This is a genomic window from Paraburkholderia sp. BL17N1 (assembly GCF_003634175.1).
GTDB lineage: Bacteria > Pseudomonadota > Gammaproteobacteria > Burkholderiales > Burkholderiaceae > Paraburkholderia.
Genome location: NZ_RBIW01000002.1, coordinates 1,814,648 through 1,830,181 on the forward strand (window position 1 = coordinate 1,814,648; position 15,534 = coordinate 1,830,181).

General features: G+C 63.0%; 8 protein-coding genes, 2 tRNA genes and 1 rRNA gene. 9 read left to right on the forward strand and 2 right to left on the reverse strand.

The window, feature by feature from the left end; translation table 11 throughout:
• The first annotated feature begins 44 nt into the window (after positions 1–44).
• From B0G82_RS28050 to B0G82_RS28070, 5 genes are read left to right on the forward strand one after another with little or no spacing between them, the layout of a single operon-like run.
• Complete coding sequence (locus tag B0G82_RS28050; protein ID WP_121310887.1) at positions 45–755, forward strand: DUF1175 family protein; 711 nt, start codon at positions 45–47, stop codon at positions 753–755.
• Complete coding sequence (locus B0G82_RS28055) at positions 752–5,560, forward strand: alpha-2-macroglobulin (RefSeq protein WP_121309750.1); 4,809 nt, start codon at positions 752–754, stop codon at positions 5,558–5,560. The genes B0G82_RS28050 and B0G82_RS28055 overlap by 4 nt, the downstream gene beginning before the upstream one ends.
• Positions 5,561–5,576: 16 nt before the next feature.
• Positions 5,577–7,415, forward strand: a complete 1,839-nt coding sequence (locus B0G82_RS28060) for a DUF2300 domain-containing protein (protein WP_199730177.1) — start codon at positions 5,577–5,579, stop codon at positions 7,413–7,415.
• Positions 7,412–8,302, forward strand: a complete 891-nt coding sequence (locus B0G82_RS28065) for a DUF2135 domain-containing protein (protein WP_121309751.1) — start codon at positions 7,412–7,414, stop codon at positions 8,300–8,302. Before B0G82_RS28060 ends, B0G82_RS28065 begins: the two co-directional genes overlap by 4 nt.
• 22 nt (positions 8,303–8,324) lie before the next feature.
• On the forward strand, positions 8,325–9,140 hold the full coding sequence (locus B0G82_RS28070; protein ID WP_121309752.1) for a DUF2135 domain-containing protein: 816 nt from the start codon (positions 8,325–8,327) through the stop codon (positions 9,138–9,140).
• Positions 9,141–9,358: 218 nt separating this feature from the next.
• Here the strand turns inward: B0G82_RS28070 and B0G82_RS28075 are convergent, their stop codons facing one another.
• Entirely contained in the window at positions 9,359–9,835 is a 477-nt protein-coding gene (locus tag B0G82_RS28075) for a PRC-barrel domain-containing protein (protein ID WP_121309753.1), read from the reverse strand.
• Between the two features lie 395 nt (positions 9,836–10,230).
• Here B0G82_RS28075 and B0G82_RS28080 point away from each other — a divergent pair, with 395 nt between their 5' ends.
• Positions 10,231–10,611 carry a hypothetical protein gene (locus B0G82_RS28080; RefSeq protein ID WP_121309754.1) on the forward strand — a complete coding sequence of 127 codons (381 nt, stop codon included), beginning with the start codon at positions 10,231–10,233 and terminating at the stop codon, positions 10,609–10,611.
• Between the two features lie 86 nt (positions 10,612–10,697).
• On the opposite strand, the gene rpoD is transcribed toward B0G82_RS28080, so the two are convergent.
• Positions 10,698–12,695, reverse strand: a complete 1,998-nt coding sequence (gene rpoD / locus B0G82_RS28085; RefSeq protein ID WP_121309755.1) for an RNA polymerase sigma factor RpoD — start codon at positions 12,693–12,695, stop codon at positions 10,698–10,700.
• Positions 12,696–13,490: 795 nt separating this feature from the next.
• Here rpoD and B0G82_RS28090 point away from each other — a divergent pair.
• The 3 genes from B0G82_RS28090 (at position 13,491) to B0G82_RS28100 (ending at position 15,308) form a co-directional block, all read left to right on the forward strand.
• Positions 13,491–15,021, forward strand: a 16S ribosomal RNA gene (locus B0G82_RS28090).
• Between the two features lie 81 nt (positions 15,022–15,102).
• Positions 15,103–15,179: transfer RNA gene (locus tag B0G82_RS28095), tRNA-Ile, on the forward strand.
• A 53-nt stretch (positions 15,180–15,232) separates the two neighbouring features.
• Positions 15,233–15,308: transfer RNA gene (locus B0G82_RS28100), tRNA-Ala, on the forward strand.
• The last annotated feature ends 226 nt before the right edge of the window (positions 15,309–15,534 follow it).

The following is a 15,534-nucleotide window of genomic DNA, read 5'->3' on the forward strand; positions in this document are numbered from 1 at the left end:
TAGTGGCGGCGCACGCGCCTGAGCGCGTGGCGCGGCGCGTGGCCATTGCGCAGCCTGCGCATGCCGCCCTCACATCGCGCCGAGCGTGGCTCGCGAGCACGGCTGCCGCGTTCGCCATCGCGGCCCTCGCGCCCTGCGCGCACGCGCTCACCAGTACCACCGCATCCGCCGACCCCGACGCACTCTCACCGCAACAATCCGCGGCATTTCGCGCGTGGTTCGCGCGCATCGTCGATCAGCAGATGCGGCGCGGACCGACGCCGCGCTGGACCCAACGCGATTGCGCGGGCCTCGTGCGCTTCGCGGTCGGCGAGACGCTCCGTCCGCACGACACCCGATGGCTGCGCGCCAACGGCATGACCAGTCTCGCGGATACGAGCAGCATGCCGCCCGAACTGCAATTGTCGGCGTCGCAGCGCACGATCGCCAACCGCTGGACCCAACTCGACGGATCCACCGGCGCATACGCATCGGCGATCGCGCTGATTCAACGCAACAGCCGTTTTGTTTCGAAGGACGTGAACCAGGCCCTGCCCGGTGATCTGCTGTTCTTCGACCAGGGCGACGACCAGCATCTGATGATCTGGCTGGATCGCTACATCGCTTATCACACAGGCACCGTCACGCCGACCGATACCGGTCTGCGCGCCGTCGCCGTTTCCGACCTGATGCAATGGAAAGATTCCCGCTGGCAGCCGCTCGACGGCAATCCGAATTTCGTCGGCGTGTTTCGTTTGGACTTTCTGACACCATGACCCGAATGATTTCCGTCACACGATCGAGCGGTTGGTTGGGCAGTGCGCACCGTCGCGCGGCATGCACGTTCGCGGCGCTGCTGCCAGTCTTGTTCGCGGTGATGACGCTCGCCGTCGCACCAGCCGCTTATGCGGACGACGACGCAGCGAGCGCCGCTGCCGCCGCCGATGCCAACATCGCCGGGAATCCGACGCTGCAGACGGCGCCATCGAGCAACTTCAGCTCGCAGAAAGTGGACGGTCAACCGTTCTTCCTGCTCTCGGACGCGAGCTTCGGCAGCGATCAACTCGCGCAGGTGCGGCTCGAAGCGCCCGGCCGCGATTTCAAGGACGCGTTGCAGGCTTATGGCGGCGCGGACATCGTCGTGTATCGCGTGCCCAGGCCGCTGGACTTTCTGAAGGCGCAAAAGAATCTGCATCGGCTGAATGTCGCGCCGAATTATCAGGGCGAAGGGCTCGCGAATACGCTCGCGTATCTGTGGGACCGCTGGTTCACCGAAGCGCGCCGCGCGTGGCAGCGCGTGCTGTCCTTCGCGACTCGCAGCAAGGCGACTGAAGCCGCGCCGCAGTTCAAGCTCGGCGAGCAGACCGGCAAGCCGACACAATTCGAGCCGAACCCGCAATTTGCGCCGCTCAAAGGCTACGACATGGTCGCGCGTTTCCGCTATCCGATCTGGGACGCGAAAGTGATCGAGCCGCCCAAGGGCGTGAATCTCGCGGGCAGCAGCAGTAACTTTATCGAAGCCAGCTCAGGCAATGTGATGATTCCGGTCGGCAAGCTGCCGCCGGGGCTGTATATCGTCGAGGCGGTGATCGGCAACTATCGCGCGCATACGCTGCTGTTCGTGTCGGACACGGTGGCGGTCGTGAAGGCGGCGTCGAGCGGCATGCTGGTGTGGACCACGCGGCGCGATAACGGCAAGCCGGTGGCGAATACGGAAGTGAACTGGACCGACGGCGTGGGCGTTCTGCAAAGCGGCACGACTGGAGGCGACGGCGCGCTGGTGCTGCAACACGTGAGCCCCGAGCGCAGCTATGTGCTCGGCACCGATCCGCAGGGCGGCGTGTTCGTCTCCGAGAATTTCTATTACGACAGCGAGATCTACAACACGAAGATCTACGCAGTGACCGACCGGCCGATGTACCGGCCGGGCGATCCGGTGCATGTGAAGTTCATCGGCCGCACGTTCCAGAACGCGACGCAATCGTCGGCGCCGGCCGAGGCCGATATCAAGCTCGACGTGCTCGATCCGAACGGCGCGCCGGTCGCGACCAGCAAAGTGCATTTCGCCTCCGACACCGGCGCGGATACCGCGTTCACGCTGCCCGCCGACGCCACCGCCGGCGGCTACACGCTGCGCTTCGATTACAACGGTGATGTGTATGGCAGCGCATTTCGCGTCGCCGAATATGTGAAGCCGCACTTCGACGTGAACCTGTCGATGGATAAAGCCGACTACGCGACCGGCGAGGCGCTGAAGGGCAAGATCCAGTTGCGCTATCCGGACGGCAAGCCGGTGCGCGACAGCAAGATTTCGGTCACGCTGCGCGCGCAGAAAGTGACGATCGTCGGCGGCGAACTGCGTTATGCGGGGCTGTTCCCGGTCAAGCTCGACCAGCAGGAACTGATGACGGATAGCGACGGTAACGCGAGCCTCACGCTGCCTGCCGCGAACGAACCGAGCCGCTATGCGTTGACGCTGTTCGCACAAGATGGCGCGGCGTACAAAGTGCGTGTGACGCGCGAAGTGCTGATCGCGCGCGGCGCGACGCCGTATCGGTTGACCACGGCCAAATCGTTCTCGCAACCGAAGGAAGCGGTCAGCTTCGATTTGCAGGCGCTCGGCGCGGTCGATCCGGCTTCCCATGCGCCATCGAAATACGAATGGACGCGCCTCGAATCGCAAACGCATGGCGAAGGCACGCTGAAGGGCGCGAGCGCGGGCGGCAAGCTGTCGTTCCCGGTGCAATTCGATGAGCCGGGTTCGTACATGTTGTCGGTCAAGGACGACTTGGGCAACCTGCTCGCCGCCACCAGCCACTGGGTCGCGGGCGATGGCCTCAAGGCGATTCCGGGCAGCGTCGAGATCGTGTTCGATCGCGACAAGTACAAGATCGGCGATACCGCCGAAGCACTGATCACGTTCCCGATGCCGGTGGACGACGCGCTGCTCACACTCGAACGCGACAACGTCGAACGTCGCGCGTTGCTTACGGCGGGCGGCGACTGGTTGCAGTTGCAACGCGTGGCGCCGTCGCAATGGAAAGCGCGCGTCAAGGTCGGCGCTGACTTCGCGCCGAACATGACGTTCTCGGTGCTGTACGTGCATGCCGGCGAATACGTGTTCCAGAACGCGGGCATCGTGGTCGCGCAGCCGCAGATCGAACTGAACGTGAAGAGCGACAAGACCGTGTACGGGCCGGGCGACACGGTCACGCTGAATTTCGACAGCACGTTGAACGGCAAGCCGGAAGCGGCGAACCTGACGGTGAGCGTGGTCGATGAAATGGTCTACGTGCTGCAGCCGGAAATTGCGCCGAATATCGTCGACTTCTTCTATCACCCGCGCCGCAATAACGTGCGGACTTCGTCGAGCCTGTCGTTCATCACCTACGACCTCGCGCGCTCGCCGCTAAAGGGCGCACCCGGCGGACCGCAGCGCGCCAACTACAACGAGCGCGGCGTGAAGGTGCTCGAACGGCCGCGTCGCGACGATCAGGACACGGCCGCGTGGAAAGGCAACCTCAAGACCGACGCCAGCGGCCATGCCACCATGACGTTCAGGATGCCGGATTCGCTGGCGCGCTGGCGCATTACGGTGCGCGCGGCGGCGCCGGATGGCATGGTCGGTCAACGCACTGCTTACGTGCGCTCGGACAAGGCGCTGTATCTGAAGTGGAGCGGGCCGTCGCACTTCCGCGTGAACGATCAGCCTGCCATCGACATGATCGCCTTCAATCAGACCGACGCGGATATGGACGCGCAGTGGGTGGTGGACGGCGGCGGGTTGTCGCTCAATCAGAAGGTCACGCTCAAGCGCGGCGCGAACTATCTGCGTTTGCCGAGCGGCGCTCTGAAGGACGGCGTGATCAACGCGTCGCTGCGCAGCGCGGGTAAAGACGTCGATCGTCTGCAGACGGCGATTCATCTCGATGCGAGCGGCTGGCTCGATCTGCATCAGAACACGGTGGCGCTCGACGGCTCGAACAAGCCGCTCAATCTGCCGCAAGATGCGCAGGACGTCAGCGTGCGTTTCATCGGCAGCGCGCAGAGCCAGTTCATGCGCGTCGCCGACGATCTGATCAACTACCCGTACGGTTGCGCCGAGCAAACGTCGAGCCGTCTGATTCCGCTGGCGCTCGCGCACGATGCGATCGGCCACGGCGACAATGCGAGCTCGACGCAAGGGCTTGAAGCGCTGTTGCGCAATCAGCGCCAGCGGTTGGCCATGCTCGCGGGCGTCGGCGGCACGTTCGGCTGGTGGGGCGATACGACCGGCGGCAGCGCGCTGATTACGGCCTACGCGTATTACGCGGACTGGCTCGCGAGCCGCAGCCTCGGCATCAGCCTGCCCGCGGACAACTGGCAGCACGCCATGGACGTCTATCGCGACGCCGGCGCGAAAGAGCCGCTGTTGCATCGCGCGCTGGCTTTGTGGTTGATGCAGCAGATGGGCCTGCCGGTCGCAACGCCGGTCGCTGGTGTGGCCGCGGATCTGATGAGCGATGCCGCAGCCACCACCGCTAAAGCGCCCGCACGTAGCGGCACGTACGGCGCGTCGGACAGCATCGTGTTCGCACAGGCCGATTCGCCGCGCGGCAAGCAGATGGCGACGCTGTTGATCGCGAGCATGGCGCGCGGCACGAGCGCACAGTTGCCGGATGGCTTCGACGCCGCGGCAAGCGCCGCGCGCCTCACGCTCGTGAACGATCCCGCGCCGTTGGTGCAAAGCCTCATCGCAATGACGGGCGACGGCGGAGCGGCCGCCGATGCCCCGGCATTGCTGGCGAAAAGCAGCGCCGACTATCCGACGCTCGATCGCGCCTTGACGCTGCTGTGGCTGCGCAAGTCGCTCGGCGCGGATCCGACTGCCGCGTCGTTGCCGTCGCTGCAAGGCACGGGCTGGACCCGCGCCACGACGCCGACCGGCACGCCGCTTTACAAGTGGACCGGCGCGGCACAGCCAACCACCCTCGACGCCGGCGCCGCGCGCACCGACGTCAACGCGCTCGTCTCGTTCCGCAGCCACACGAGCGAGGACAGCCGCTTGAACATCACTGTCGAGCGGCGTTTCTACAAGCTCGAACCGGTCGAAGTCGCGACCGATCCGAAGAACAAGGACGCCGCTAGCGAGAGTCAGCTTGGCCGCTCCGCATTCACCGCGCGTGTGGTGAAGCAGGGCGAAGCGATCGACAGCAATGCGCTCTACGTCGACGAAGTCACGCTTACGCCGCGCTCCGGCAACGCCTACCACTACGGCTTGCTCGATGTGCCGCTGCCGCCGGGCGGCGATGTCGAGGCGACGAGCTGGGGCGTGTCGATCGACGGTCTGCCGGGCGCGAAGGACGGCGCCAGCGGTCCGCAGCCGTTCCAGCGCGTGGCGTCGTACGAGATGGGCGAGCTGACGTATCACCAGCCCGTGCCCTTGCTCGACCGACCGGTCACGCTGCGGCAACTGGTGCGCTTCGCGTTGCCGGGCACGTTCGCGTTGCCGCCCGCGCGCTACTTCCGCATGTATCAGCCGGACGCGAAGGCGTTCGAAGGCGGCAAGAGCGATCGCGTGACGACGTTGCGCATTCAATAAGCGAGACGAGACCGCCATGTTCCGCGCGCTTCGGCCTCTACGCGATCGTCTGGCAGCCAGGCTGCGGATCGCGCTCGCCGTGGGCGTGGGACTCGGTTGCGTTGGACAGGGCGTGTCGGCGTATGCGGTGGCCTCGTCTTCAGTCGCATTGGCGAACGCAACGGATGCCGCTACCGGGATGAGCACCGCGACCTCCGCTGGAATGTCAGCGCGATCTTCATCGCAGATGCTGCGCTTCGCCTGGTTGCGCGACGGCCAGAGCCGGCTTTGGCAAGCCGACGGCAACGGCGCCGCGCTCGGCTTCTCGCCGCAGGCCGCGGTTGTCTTGCCCGCGACGCTAAAGACGCCGCTCGGCAGCGTCTGGAAGCTATTCGTCTACGGCTATGTGGTGGACCGCAATATCGCCACGCCGGATTACGCCTGCAACGGCGGCGATCCCGAAGAAGTATATTGCTGCATGACGGGCGGTCATATCGACCGTGAACATGCGCTGGTGCAGTCGTGCGGACTTTTTTTCGAGTCCGCGCGCCTGCAGCTCGATTCGGCCGACTGGCGCAAGTACTGGACAGCCGCTCACGCGCCCGCCTGGCTGCGCGATCTGCGCGCCATGACGCCCACGCATCGTGTGCCGGTGGCCGAACTGCTCGCCGCCTTGCAGGCGATGCCCGCCCGGTCGCGCGAAGCGGCCGCGAGCACGCTGGTGTCGGTGCTGACCAGCGGACGCGGTGAAGGCACGGTGTCGCTTTACGGCAGCGTGTTGCGCGCCAAGACCTGGACGATGCCGGACCCGGCGCGTCCGGGCGGTTCGATCGGCGGCGCCGCCGGCTGGCTCGCGGACGGCACGCCGGTGTGGCTCGGCGGTCCGGGCGGCAGCGCGCGCGTGCTGACGGCCGCCGCGCCGCGCATTGCGCCGCTGCTTACGCAAGTCACCGTGCCGGACGACGGCGCTTGCGTGCTGGTCGATTTCTTCAGCCGCTATCCGATTCGCGAAGTGCGCGGCGACAAGGGGCCGGCCGCCGCGCCCGAGGGTCCGTTGCGCGGCGACTTCCGCGTCGGCTTCGTCAACGGCAATTGGGCGCGGGTGACGAGCCGCGGCGAGTTGCGGCTCGATCGCGATGCGGCCGGTGCGCCGCAAGTGGTCGGCCGCTTCGGCATGAACGACTATGTGGCGCGCGTGGTCGAGCGTGAAGGCGACACGAGCCAGGTGGAAGCGGCGAAGGCGCTGGCGGTCGCGGCGCGCACTTACGTCGTGCAGCACGGCAGCCGCGACCACGGCTGTTTCCGTATCGACGACAGCAGCAAGGCGCAGCGTGTTCTGCCGCGCGCGCCGACAGCCGCCGCGCGCCATGCCGCCGATCTCACCGACGCGCTCGTGCTGACCGGCGTGCCCGTTCAGTACCACCACGACAAGGCCGCGCCGGGACAGATGAGCTGGCTGGCAGCGAAGGCGTCGGCGCAAGCCGGCCTGACGTTCGACGTCATTCTCGCGCGCACGTGGCCGCAAGCGACGCTGACTTCGTTCCAGAGTCCGCTGTCGGGCGATTGCGTCGAAGTGGCCGGCGCGCAGGCATGGCTGCAGCGCAACGCGCCGATATGGGCGCGGCGCATGGACGGCGCGGCGGGCTACGAAACGCCCGATCTGCCCGCGGTGTGCGCCGTGCGCGAAGGTCGGCCGTATGCGGATGCGCAGCGCAATCGCGTGTACGTGTATCGGCTGCAGACCGAAGAGGACCGGATTGCGTTGGCGCATGAATACATTCACCTCGCGTTTCAGCATCATCCGCGTGGGCTCGACGAGACGTTTGTCGAGCGTACCGCGCGCACGCTGATTCGCACCGACAATCCGATCCAATGAATACCGTCTCGCACTCGCCGATATCCTTGTTGCGTTGGCCGTTTGCACGGCGTGATTTCCGTGGTCGCCCCGTCGTGACGTTGGCCGCGGCCGTGGCTGCGCTTGCGCTCTGCACGATCGCACCGAGCGCCCAAGCCGTCGACGCGGACGGTGCAATTGCCGACTTGACCGGCGCGTTCGGCGGCTGGCGTCACAGTGGACTGACCAACGAGGGTGAGCATTTCGTCGCGGCTTATCCGCGACCGCCGGTCGATCGCGGCGCGCAGCGTTATCGCACGCTGATCGAAGGGCGCCTGAAGCACATCGACAAACACGCGCGTAAGCCGCCGACGCTTGTCGTCAACGGCAACCCCACGCCGCTTTATACCGACGAGGAAGGCGCGTTTGCGCGGCCATGGGCTTTCGGCGCGGGCTCGAACAGCATCGAGCTGATTTCCGCCGATGGCAAACAGCATCAGCGCATGCAATTCTACGAAGCCGACCGCAGCAAGCCGCAAGCTAAATTGCGCGCGCTGGTCACGTGGGACGATCCGCACGCGCAGGTCGATCTGCATGTGATCACGCCGGGCGGCCTGCATGCCTTCTTCGCCAACCCGACACTCGAAGACGGCAGCGGCTTCGATGTCGATTCGGTGGACGGTGCGGGGCCGGGCATTTTTTCGTCGGCGGCGCCCGAGCGTGGCACGTGGCTGTTCTTTCTGAACTACTGGGGCAATTTCGATTCGACCGGCTATAACTTCGACGCCGCCGCGCACGATCGCGACGTGATTACGGCGACGTTGACGCTGGTGTTCAACGAAAACACGCCGAACGAACGGCGTGAAACGATGGTCGTGCCGCTGCGCAAGATCGGCGACCTGATGCTCGTGAAGAGCGAGCGACTCTGATAGCGGGACGGGAGCAGTGACGATGAAGGTCGAGACGACGGGTTGGATGAAGGCGAGCCGCGCCTGGCTCGCAATGGCCTGTTCGGCGGGTTTGGCCTGCTTGCTGGCAGTGCCGGCGGCGTACGCGAGCGATATCGATTTCGCCGCGCCGTTGAACGGCTGGCGCAACACGAGCGGCGACAGCGAACGCTATACGCAGGACGTGCATTACCCGGCGGTGGCGGTGTCGACGCCGGAAGGGCAGTCCAGGTCCGCGCTGATCGAAGGGCAGATCCGCAGCACGCCGAAGAAGAAGGGCACCTCGGTGGGGACGCTGGTGGTCGATGGCACGCCGCTGCCGCAGCGCGTGGAAGAGGACGGCAAATTTTCGCGTCCCTATGCGTTTCCCGCCGGCAGCAACAGTGTCGAACTGCGCGCGCCGGACGGCAGCCGCAAGCGCGTGCAGTTCTACGACGCCTATAGCGGCAAGACCCAGCCGAAGCTGCGCGTGCTGCTCGCGTGGGACACCGACGGCACCGATCTGGATTTGCACGTCGTCTCGCCCGACGGCGCACACACCTGGTACGGCGAGCGCGTCGCGCCGAACGGCGGCGCGCTCGACGTCGACGTGACGACGGGATACGGGCCGGAGATTTATTCGTCCGCGGCGCCGTTGAAGGGTACGTATCTGGTCTATGTGAATTACTACGGCAGCGGGAACAGCGGCGCCGATATGACCGTGGCGCAAGTGACCATCATCACGAACGAGAATACGCCGAACGAAAAGAGCGAAACGATTCGCGTGCCCATGCGCAAGGCCGGTGAATTGACGCTCGTGAAAACGTTTGTATTGCCATAAAGCGGGAAACGCTCGTCGGTCTGCAGCAAGCCGTGAGGCACGCGACTCATTCGGAGCGCGGCGGTGAAAGCCAACGCGTTCAAGGAGTTGGGCGAGTCATGCGCAGGTTGTCCACAGGCTTCTGAACAGTTTCTGTGGACAAATGCCGCGGACAAGTTCGCGCGCTTTCGTGCCTTTGAAAAGCCGGCTTGCGCAGATCGACTCTGCCCGTGTGGCGATCAGAGGTCGGTGTCCAATCGCCGCTCTTCCACTCCATCGCGCATGACCGACCAATACGGCTGACGGTTGTAGTAGTCGTGCACGGCCGTGCCCCATTGCATGTCCGCCATGGAAGGCCAGTGATCCTTATCGAAACCCGGTGCGCTCTTGATCCGATCGGCGCTCGCATCGATCACGAAGCATTTGTCGTCCGTGTCGAGCGTGAGCGCGCTCCACGGAATCGCGTGAAGCGTGTCGCCGATGCCCAGAAAGCCGCCGGTGGACAACACCGCGTAAGCGATCCGGCCGCCGCGCACGTCGAGCATGATGTCCGAGATCTTGCCGACATGTTCGCCGTCCGACGACATCACCTTGTTGCCGTCGAGCGTGGCTGCCGCCATGACGTCCGGTCCGGGACCGTCACCGTCGCCGACTCCAACGATAGTTGCCCCTTGCGGATCGGCGGATGCCGGCACTTGGGGATCGAGCGTAGTCATGATGTGCTCCTCGTAAAAGGCGTACGTGGGGAGCGCGCAACGACTATGCCTGTTAGCCGCGGAGTGGTTGGCGCGGGAGCGCTTTACAGGTGGTTGCTGCTGCTGGCCGTGTGATGGGTTTTTGCGCGCGCGGCTGTACGGCGAGGCATGTGGGCAATCGACAGTTGTGGGCGACGTGACCGGAAAAAGGGGCGCGGACCGGAGCTGGTTTTTTCGGCGGTTCAGCGCGAGTTCGACCACCCGATCGGCAACGCGTGGCGCGGCGATCGAGCAGGTAGCCCTTACCCTTTCTTACCGGTGCTCAAGTTTCCGCGAATCGGGGTCGATAGGAGTTTTAACCGGCTGTGTGTGCGACGCCGGCCGACGCAGCAGAAACAAAATCAACGGAGGTTGCTATGCAAATCGACAGTGCGTTGTCGTCGACACTGCCGGGGCCGGATCGCACGACGACCAAAGGGCCGTCCGCAGCGCACGACGCTGTCGTACAGACATCGACCGCGGATGCGCCGACGCAGGAGGACGCTGTCCATATCTCCGCGGAAGGCGCGGCAACGGCGGCTCAGGATAACAATACGGGTCAGGGTGACGCTGTCAGCGATTCCGCAAGTGAGGACACGCCGGCATCCGGCGTCTCAGCGGTCAAATCGTTTGCGTACGGCACGCTCGGACTCGAGCGTCCGGATCAGCCTCAGGAAGCGCACAACGCGTTCTATACGGCCGGACGTTGGCTGGCAGCAGGAATCACGATTGGCGGGATCATTTCGCTGCTTGCGTGAATGGGGAGCGGGAAAAAGAAAGCGCTTGCCGTGCGTGACGCACGGCAAGCGCTATTGACAGCTTACCGGTTGATCTAGCGGTTGGCTTAGCGGTCGAGGAACGACTTCAGGCGGTCGGCGCGGCTCGGGTGCATCAGCTTGCGCATGGCCTTGCTCTCGATCTGACGAATCCGCTCACGCGTGACGTCGAACTGCTTGCCGACTTCTTCGAGCGTGTGGTCCGACTTCGTGTTGATGCCGTAGCGCATACGCAGCACCTTCGCTTCGCGCGGCGACAGCGAGTCGAGCGCGTCGTCGATGGCGGCGCGCAGGTCGGCTTGCATCGCGGCGTCGGCCGGCGAGGACGCTGCCGAATCTTCGATCATGTCGCCGAGCGTGGCGTCGCCGTCGTCGCCGACCGGCGTTTCCATCGACACCGGCTGCTTGGCGATCTTCAGAATCCCGCGCACCTTCTCTTCAGAGAGTTCCATGCGTTCCGCGAGCACGGACGGATGCGCTTCCTGACCGGTCTGCTGCAGGATTTCGCGCGAAATGCGGTTCAGCTTGTTGATCGTTTCGATCATGTGCACCGGCACGCGGATCGTACGAGCCTGGTCGGCGAGCGAACGCGTCACAGCCTGGCGAACCCACCACGTTGCGTACGTGGAGAACTTCCAGCCGCGACGGTATTCGAACTTGTCCACCGCCTTCATCAGGCCGATGTTGCCTTCCTGGATCAGGTCGAGGAACAGCATGCCGCGGTTCACGTACTTCTTCGCGATCGAGATCACGAGACGCAGATTCGCCTCGATCATCTCGCTCTTCGCCTTGCGCATCTTCGATTCGGCCGCGACCATCTGGCGGTTGATCTCTTTCAGATGCTTCAGCGGCAGCGAAACCGTTGCTTCGATTTCGATCAGCTTTTGCTGTTCGGACTGAATTGCCGGCAAATGGCGCTCCAGCGCCGCGCCGTACGACGAAGCGCCGCGCGCCGCGCGTTCCGTCCAGCCGAGGTCGGCTTCATGGCCGGCGAACGACTCGATGAACTTCTCGCGCGGCATGCCGCTCTTCGAGACGACGATTTGCAGAATGTTGCGCTCGATCGCGCGAACTTGCGCCACCTGTTGCTGCACGTCGCCGCACATGCGGTCGATGGTGCGTGCCGTGAAGCGGATCTTCGCGAGGTGCTGCTGGATCTCTTCGCGTGCGCGCTGGTACGCCTTCGAGGTGACGTCGCCGCGCGTGTGCGATGCGTTCATCTGGTCGGACAGCATGCCGACTTGCGCGAAGATTTCGAGGCAGTCGCTCGTGAGTTGCTTCAGGCGTGCTTCGTCCGCCGCCGAGGAGTCGGCCGGGCCGACGTCGTCGTCGCTGTCTTCATCGTCGTCGCTGTCCGTGTCCGTGTCGACGTCGGCGGATGCGTCCGCGCTGGTGCTGTCTTCTTCGGCGGCGAGCGTGTCTTCATTCAGACCGTCGACCAGTTCGTCGATGCGCAGTTCGCCGTCGGCAACCTGCTGGGCGCTCGCCAGAATGGCCGAGATCGCGAGCGGGCAAGCAGCGATTGCCTGCACCATTTCGTGCAGGCCGTCTTCGATGCGCTTCGCAATCGCGATTTCGCCGGCGCGTGTCAGCAGTTCGGTCGCGCCCATCTCGCGCATGTACATACGCACCGGGTCGGTCGTGCGGCCGAATTCGGAATCGACGGTGGACAGGGCGACTTCGGTCTCCTCGTCCGCCTGATCGTCCGACACGACGGCCGGGGCGTTCGAGTTGAGCAGTAGCGTTTCCGCGTCTGGGGCCTGTTCGTAGACCTGCACGCCCATGTCGTTGAACGCGCTGACGATGCTGTCGATAGCGGCCGTCTGCGCGAAGTTGTCGGGCAGGTGGTCGTTGATCTGCGCGTGGGTCAGGTAGCCTTGCTCCTTGCCCAACTGGATCAGCGCGCGCATCTGGCGCTGACGTTCTTCGGCTTGCTGCGGCGGCAACTCGGCCGCCACGGGGATCGCTTTACCGGCGCCCTTGCCCTTGGCCGTGCGGCCCGAGGGCGCTTTGGCGGTGTAGGCGGCGGTTTCGTGTTGCGAATCTTCGCGATCAAAAGGGTTCACGTATTCTCCTCTAGAGGCTTCGCTATGAGACGCAAGACGCGACCGTCAGGCGTTTCGAGCATGGCTCAACATCACCTGAGTGACTCAACGCGGTTGTTTGGCTGTGCTCTGGGGAGCAAAAAAGATGAGCCCGCTCGAAGCGGGCCGATAGAAATGTGCGAAATTCGCGCGGCTCGCATTATATCCGAGCTTGAGACTTTGCGCTCATCGTGTGCACAACTTTTCATCATGCGCGTTTGTCGCAGGTTCGTCCTTTGGCCGCCGGTCGGGCTTGGAGTGGTGGCTGGGCCGATGCATCTAGGTGCGTGCACATTCGCTGTTTTCAAGCTCCTCACTATAGAGGAGTTCGGTTGTCCTCACACGACGGGATCGCGAATGCACCGCTCCCCCTACATATAGGGATAGCGTGTTCTAGCGTCGATCAGCACCTGGTCAAAAGAAAATTCACAAAAGGGGGTTGACGACGTGCCAGTCGTTCTCCATAATCTCGTTTCTCTGCTGCTGATGCAGCGACGCAGAACGAAGCGGTGCCGGGTGGTTGTGATGTTGACGACTTGCGGCACGGGTTCGGTAGTGAGTGCGTAATCGATCTTTAAAAATTAACAGCCGATAAGTGTGGGCGCTTGATGCGCGACGCGCCGGCGGGCCCTTCGGGATCTGCCGGAAGAAGCGAAAGTATCAAGTCTCACACAGTAATGAAAGGAAGGTTTTTCCATTGGAAGATGGAGAGATCATTCGTCAGTACGTTGAGTGAGCGACCGGTTGGTAAAACAACCGAAAAACAGTAACAGGTTTGAACTGAAGAGTTTGATCCTGGCTCAGATTGAACGCTGGCGGCATGCCTTACACATGCAAGTCGAACGGCAGCACGGGAGCAATCCTGGTGGCGAGTGGCGAACGGGTGAGTAATACATCGGAACGTGTCCTGTAGTGGGGGATAGCCCGGCGAAAGCCGGATTAATACCGCATACGATCTGCGGATGAAAGCGGGGGATCTTAGGACCTCGCGCTACAGGGGCGGCCGATGGCAGATTAGCTAGTTGGTGGGGTAAAGGCCTACCAAGGCGACGATCTGTAGCTGGTCTGAGAGGACGACCAGCCACACTGGGACTGAGACACGGCCCAGACTCCTACGGGAGGCAGCAGTGGGGAATTTTGGACAATGGGCGCAAGCCTGATCCAGCAATGCCGCGTGTGTGAAGAAGGCCTTCGGGTTGTAAAGCACTTTTGTCCGGAAAGAAAACCTCCGCCCTAATACGGTGGGGGGATGACGGTACCGGAAGAATAAGCACCGGCTAACTACGTGCCAGCAGCCGCGGTAATACGTAGGGTGCAAGCGTTAATCGGAATTACTGGGCGTAAAGCGTGCGCAGGCGGTCCGCTAAGACAGATGTGAAATCCCCGGGCTTAACCTGGGAACTGCATTTGTGACTGGCGGGCTAGAGTATGGCAGAGGGGGGTAGAATTCCACGTGTAGCAGTGAAATGCGTAGAGATGTGGAGGAATACCGATGGCGAAGGCAGCCCCCTGGGCCAATACTGACGCTCATGCACGAAAGCGTGGGGAGCAAACAGGATTAGATACCCTGGTAGTCCACGCCCTAAACGATGTCAACTAGTTGTCGGGTCTTCATTGACTTGGTAACGTAGCTAACGCGTGAAGTTGACCGCCTGGGGAGTACGGTCGCAAGATTAAAACTCAAAGGAATTGACGGGGACCCGCACAAGCGGTGGATGATGTGGATTAATTCGATGCAACGCGAAAAACCTTACCTACCCTTGACATGTATGGAATCCTGCTGAGAGGTGGGAGTGCCCGAAAGGGAGCCATAACACAGGTGCTGCATGGCTGTCGTCAGCTCGTGTCGTGAGATGTTGGGTTAAGTCCCGCAACGAGCGCAACCCTTGTCCCTAGTTGCTACGCAAGAGCACTCTAGGGAGACTGCCGGTGACAAACCGGAGGAAGGTGGGGATGACGTCAAGTCCTCATGGCCCTTATGGGTAGGGCTTCACACGTCATACAATGGTCGGAACAGAGGGTCGCCAACCCGCGAGGGGGAGCCAATCCCAGAAAACCGATCGTAGTCCGGATCGCACTCTGCAACTCGAGTGCGTGAAGCTGGAATCGCTAGTAATCGCGGATCAGCATGCCGCGGTGAATACGTTCCCGGGTCTTGTACACACCGCCCGTCACACCATGGGAGTGGGTTTTACCAGAAGTGGCTAGTCTAACCGCAAGGAGGACGGTCACCACGGTAGGATTCATGACTGGGGTGAAGTCGTAACAAGGTAGCCGTATCGGAAGGTGCGGCTGGATCACCTCCTTTCTCGAGCTAAACGCGTCAGTTGTGTAAAAGCAATGCGTTGAGCGCTCACGCTTATCGGCTGTGAAATCAGGACAGACTCAGGGGTCTGTAGCTCAGTCGGTTAGAGCACCGTCTTGATAAGGCGGGGGTCGATGGTTCGAATCCATCCAGACCCACCAAAGTCTTGTCTGGTGTGCTGATCGTCTGAAACCTCTGGGGTAGCTGTATGACTGGGGGATTAGCTCAGCTGGGAGAGCACCTGCTTTGCAAGCAGGGGGTCGTCGGTTCGATCCCGTCATCCTCCACCAATCCTCAATGCGTAGCGTTCTGTGCAGGAAGCAGAGCGTTGTGCATTGGCGATTGAGCCAGTCAGAGTGATATGAAGCAGAGCTTTATATCGGCTGTCGTTCTTTAACAATCAGGAAGAAGTAGTAAAGAGATTCACGAAAGCATACTTAGAGATGGGTGTGCGAGTAGGTGAATCAGGGTTGTGATTGTATCAATGTATGAAAAGAGAGATCGGAAGATCGCTTT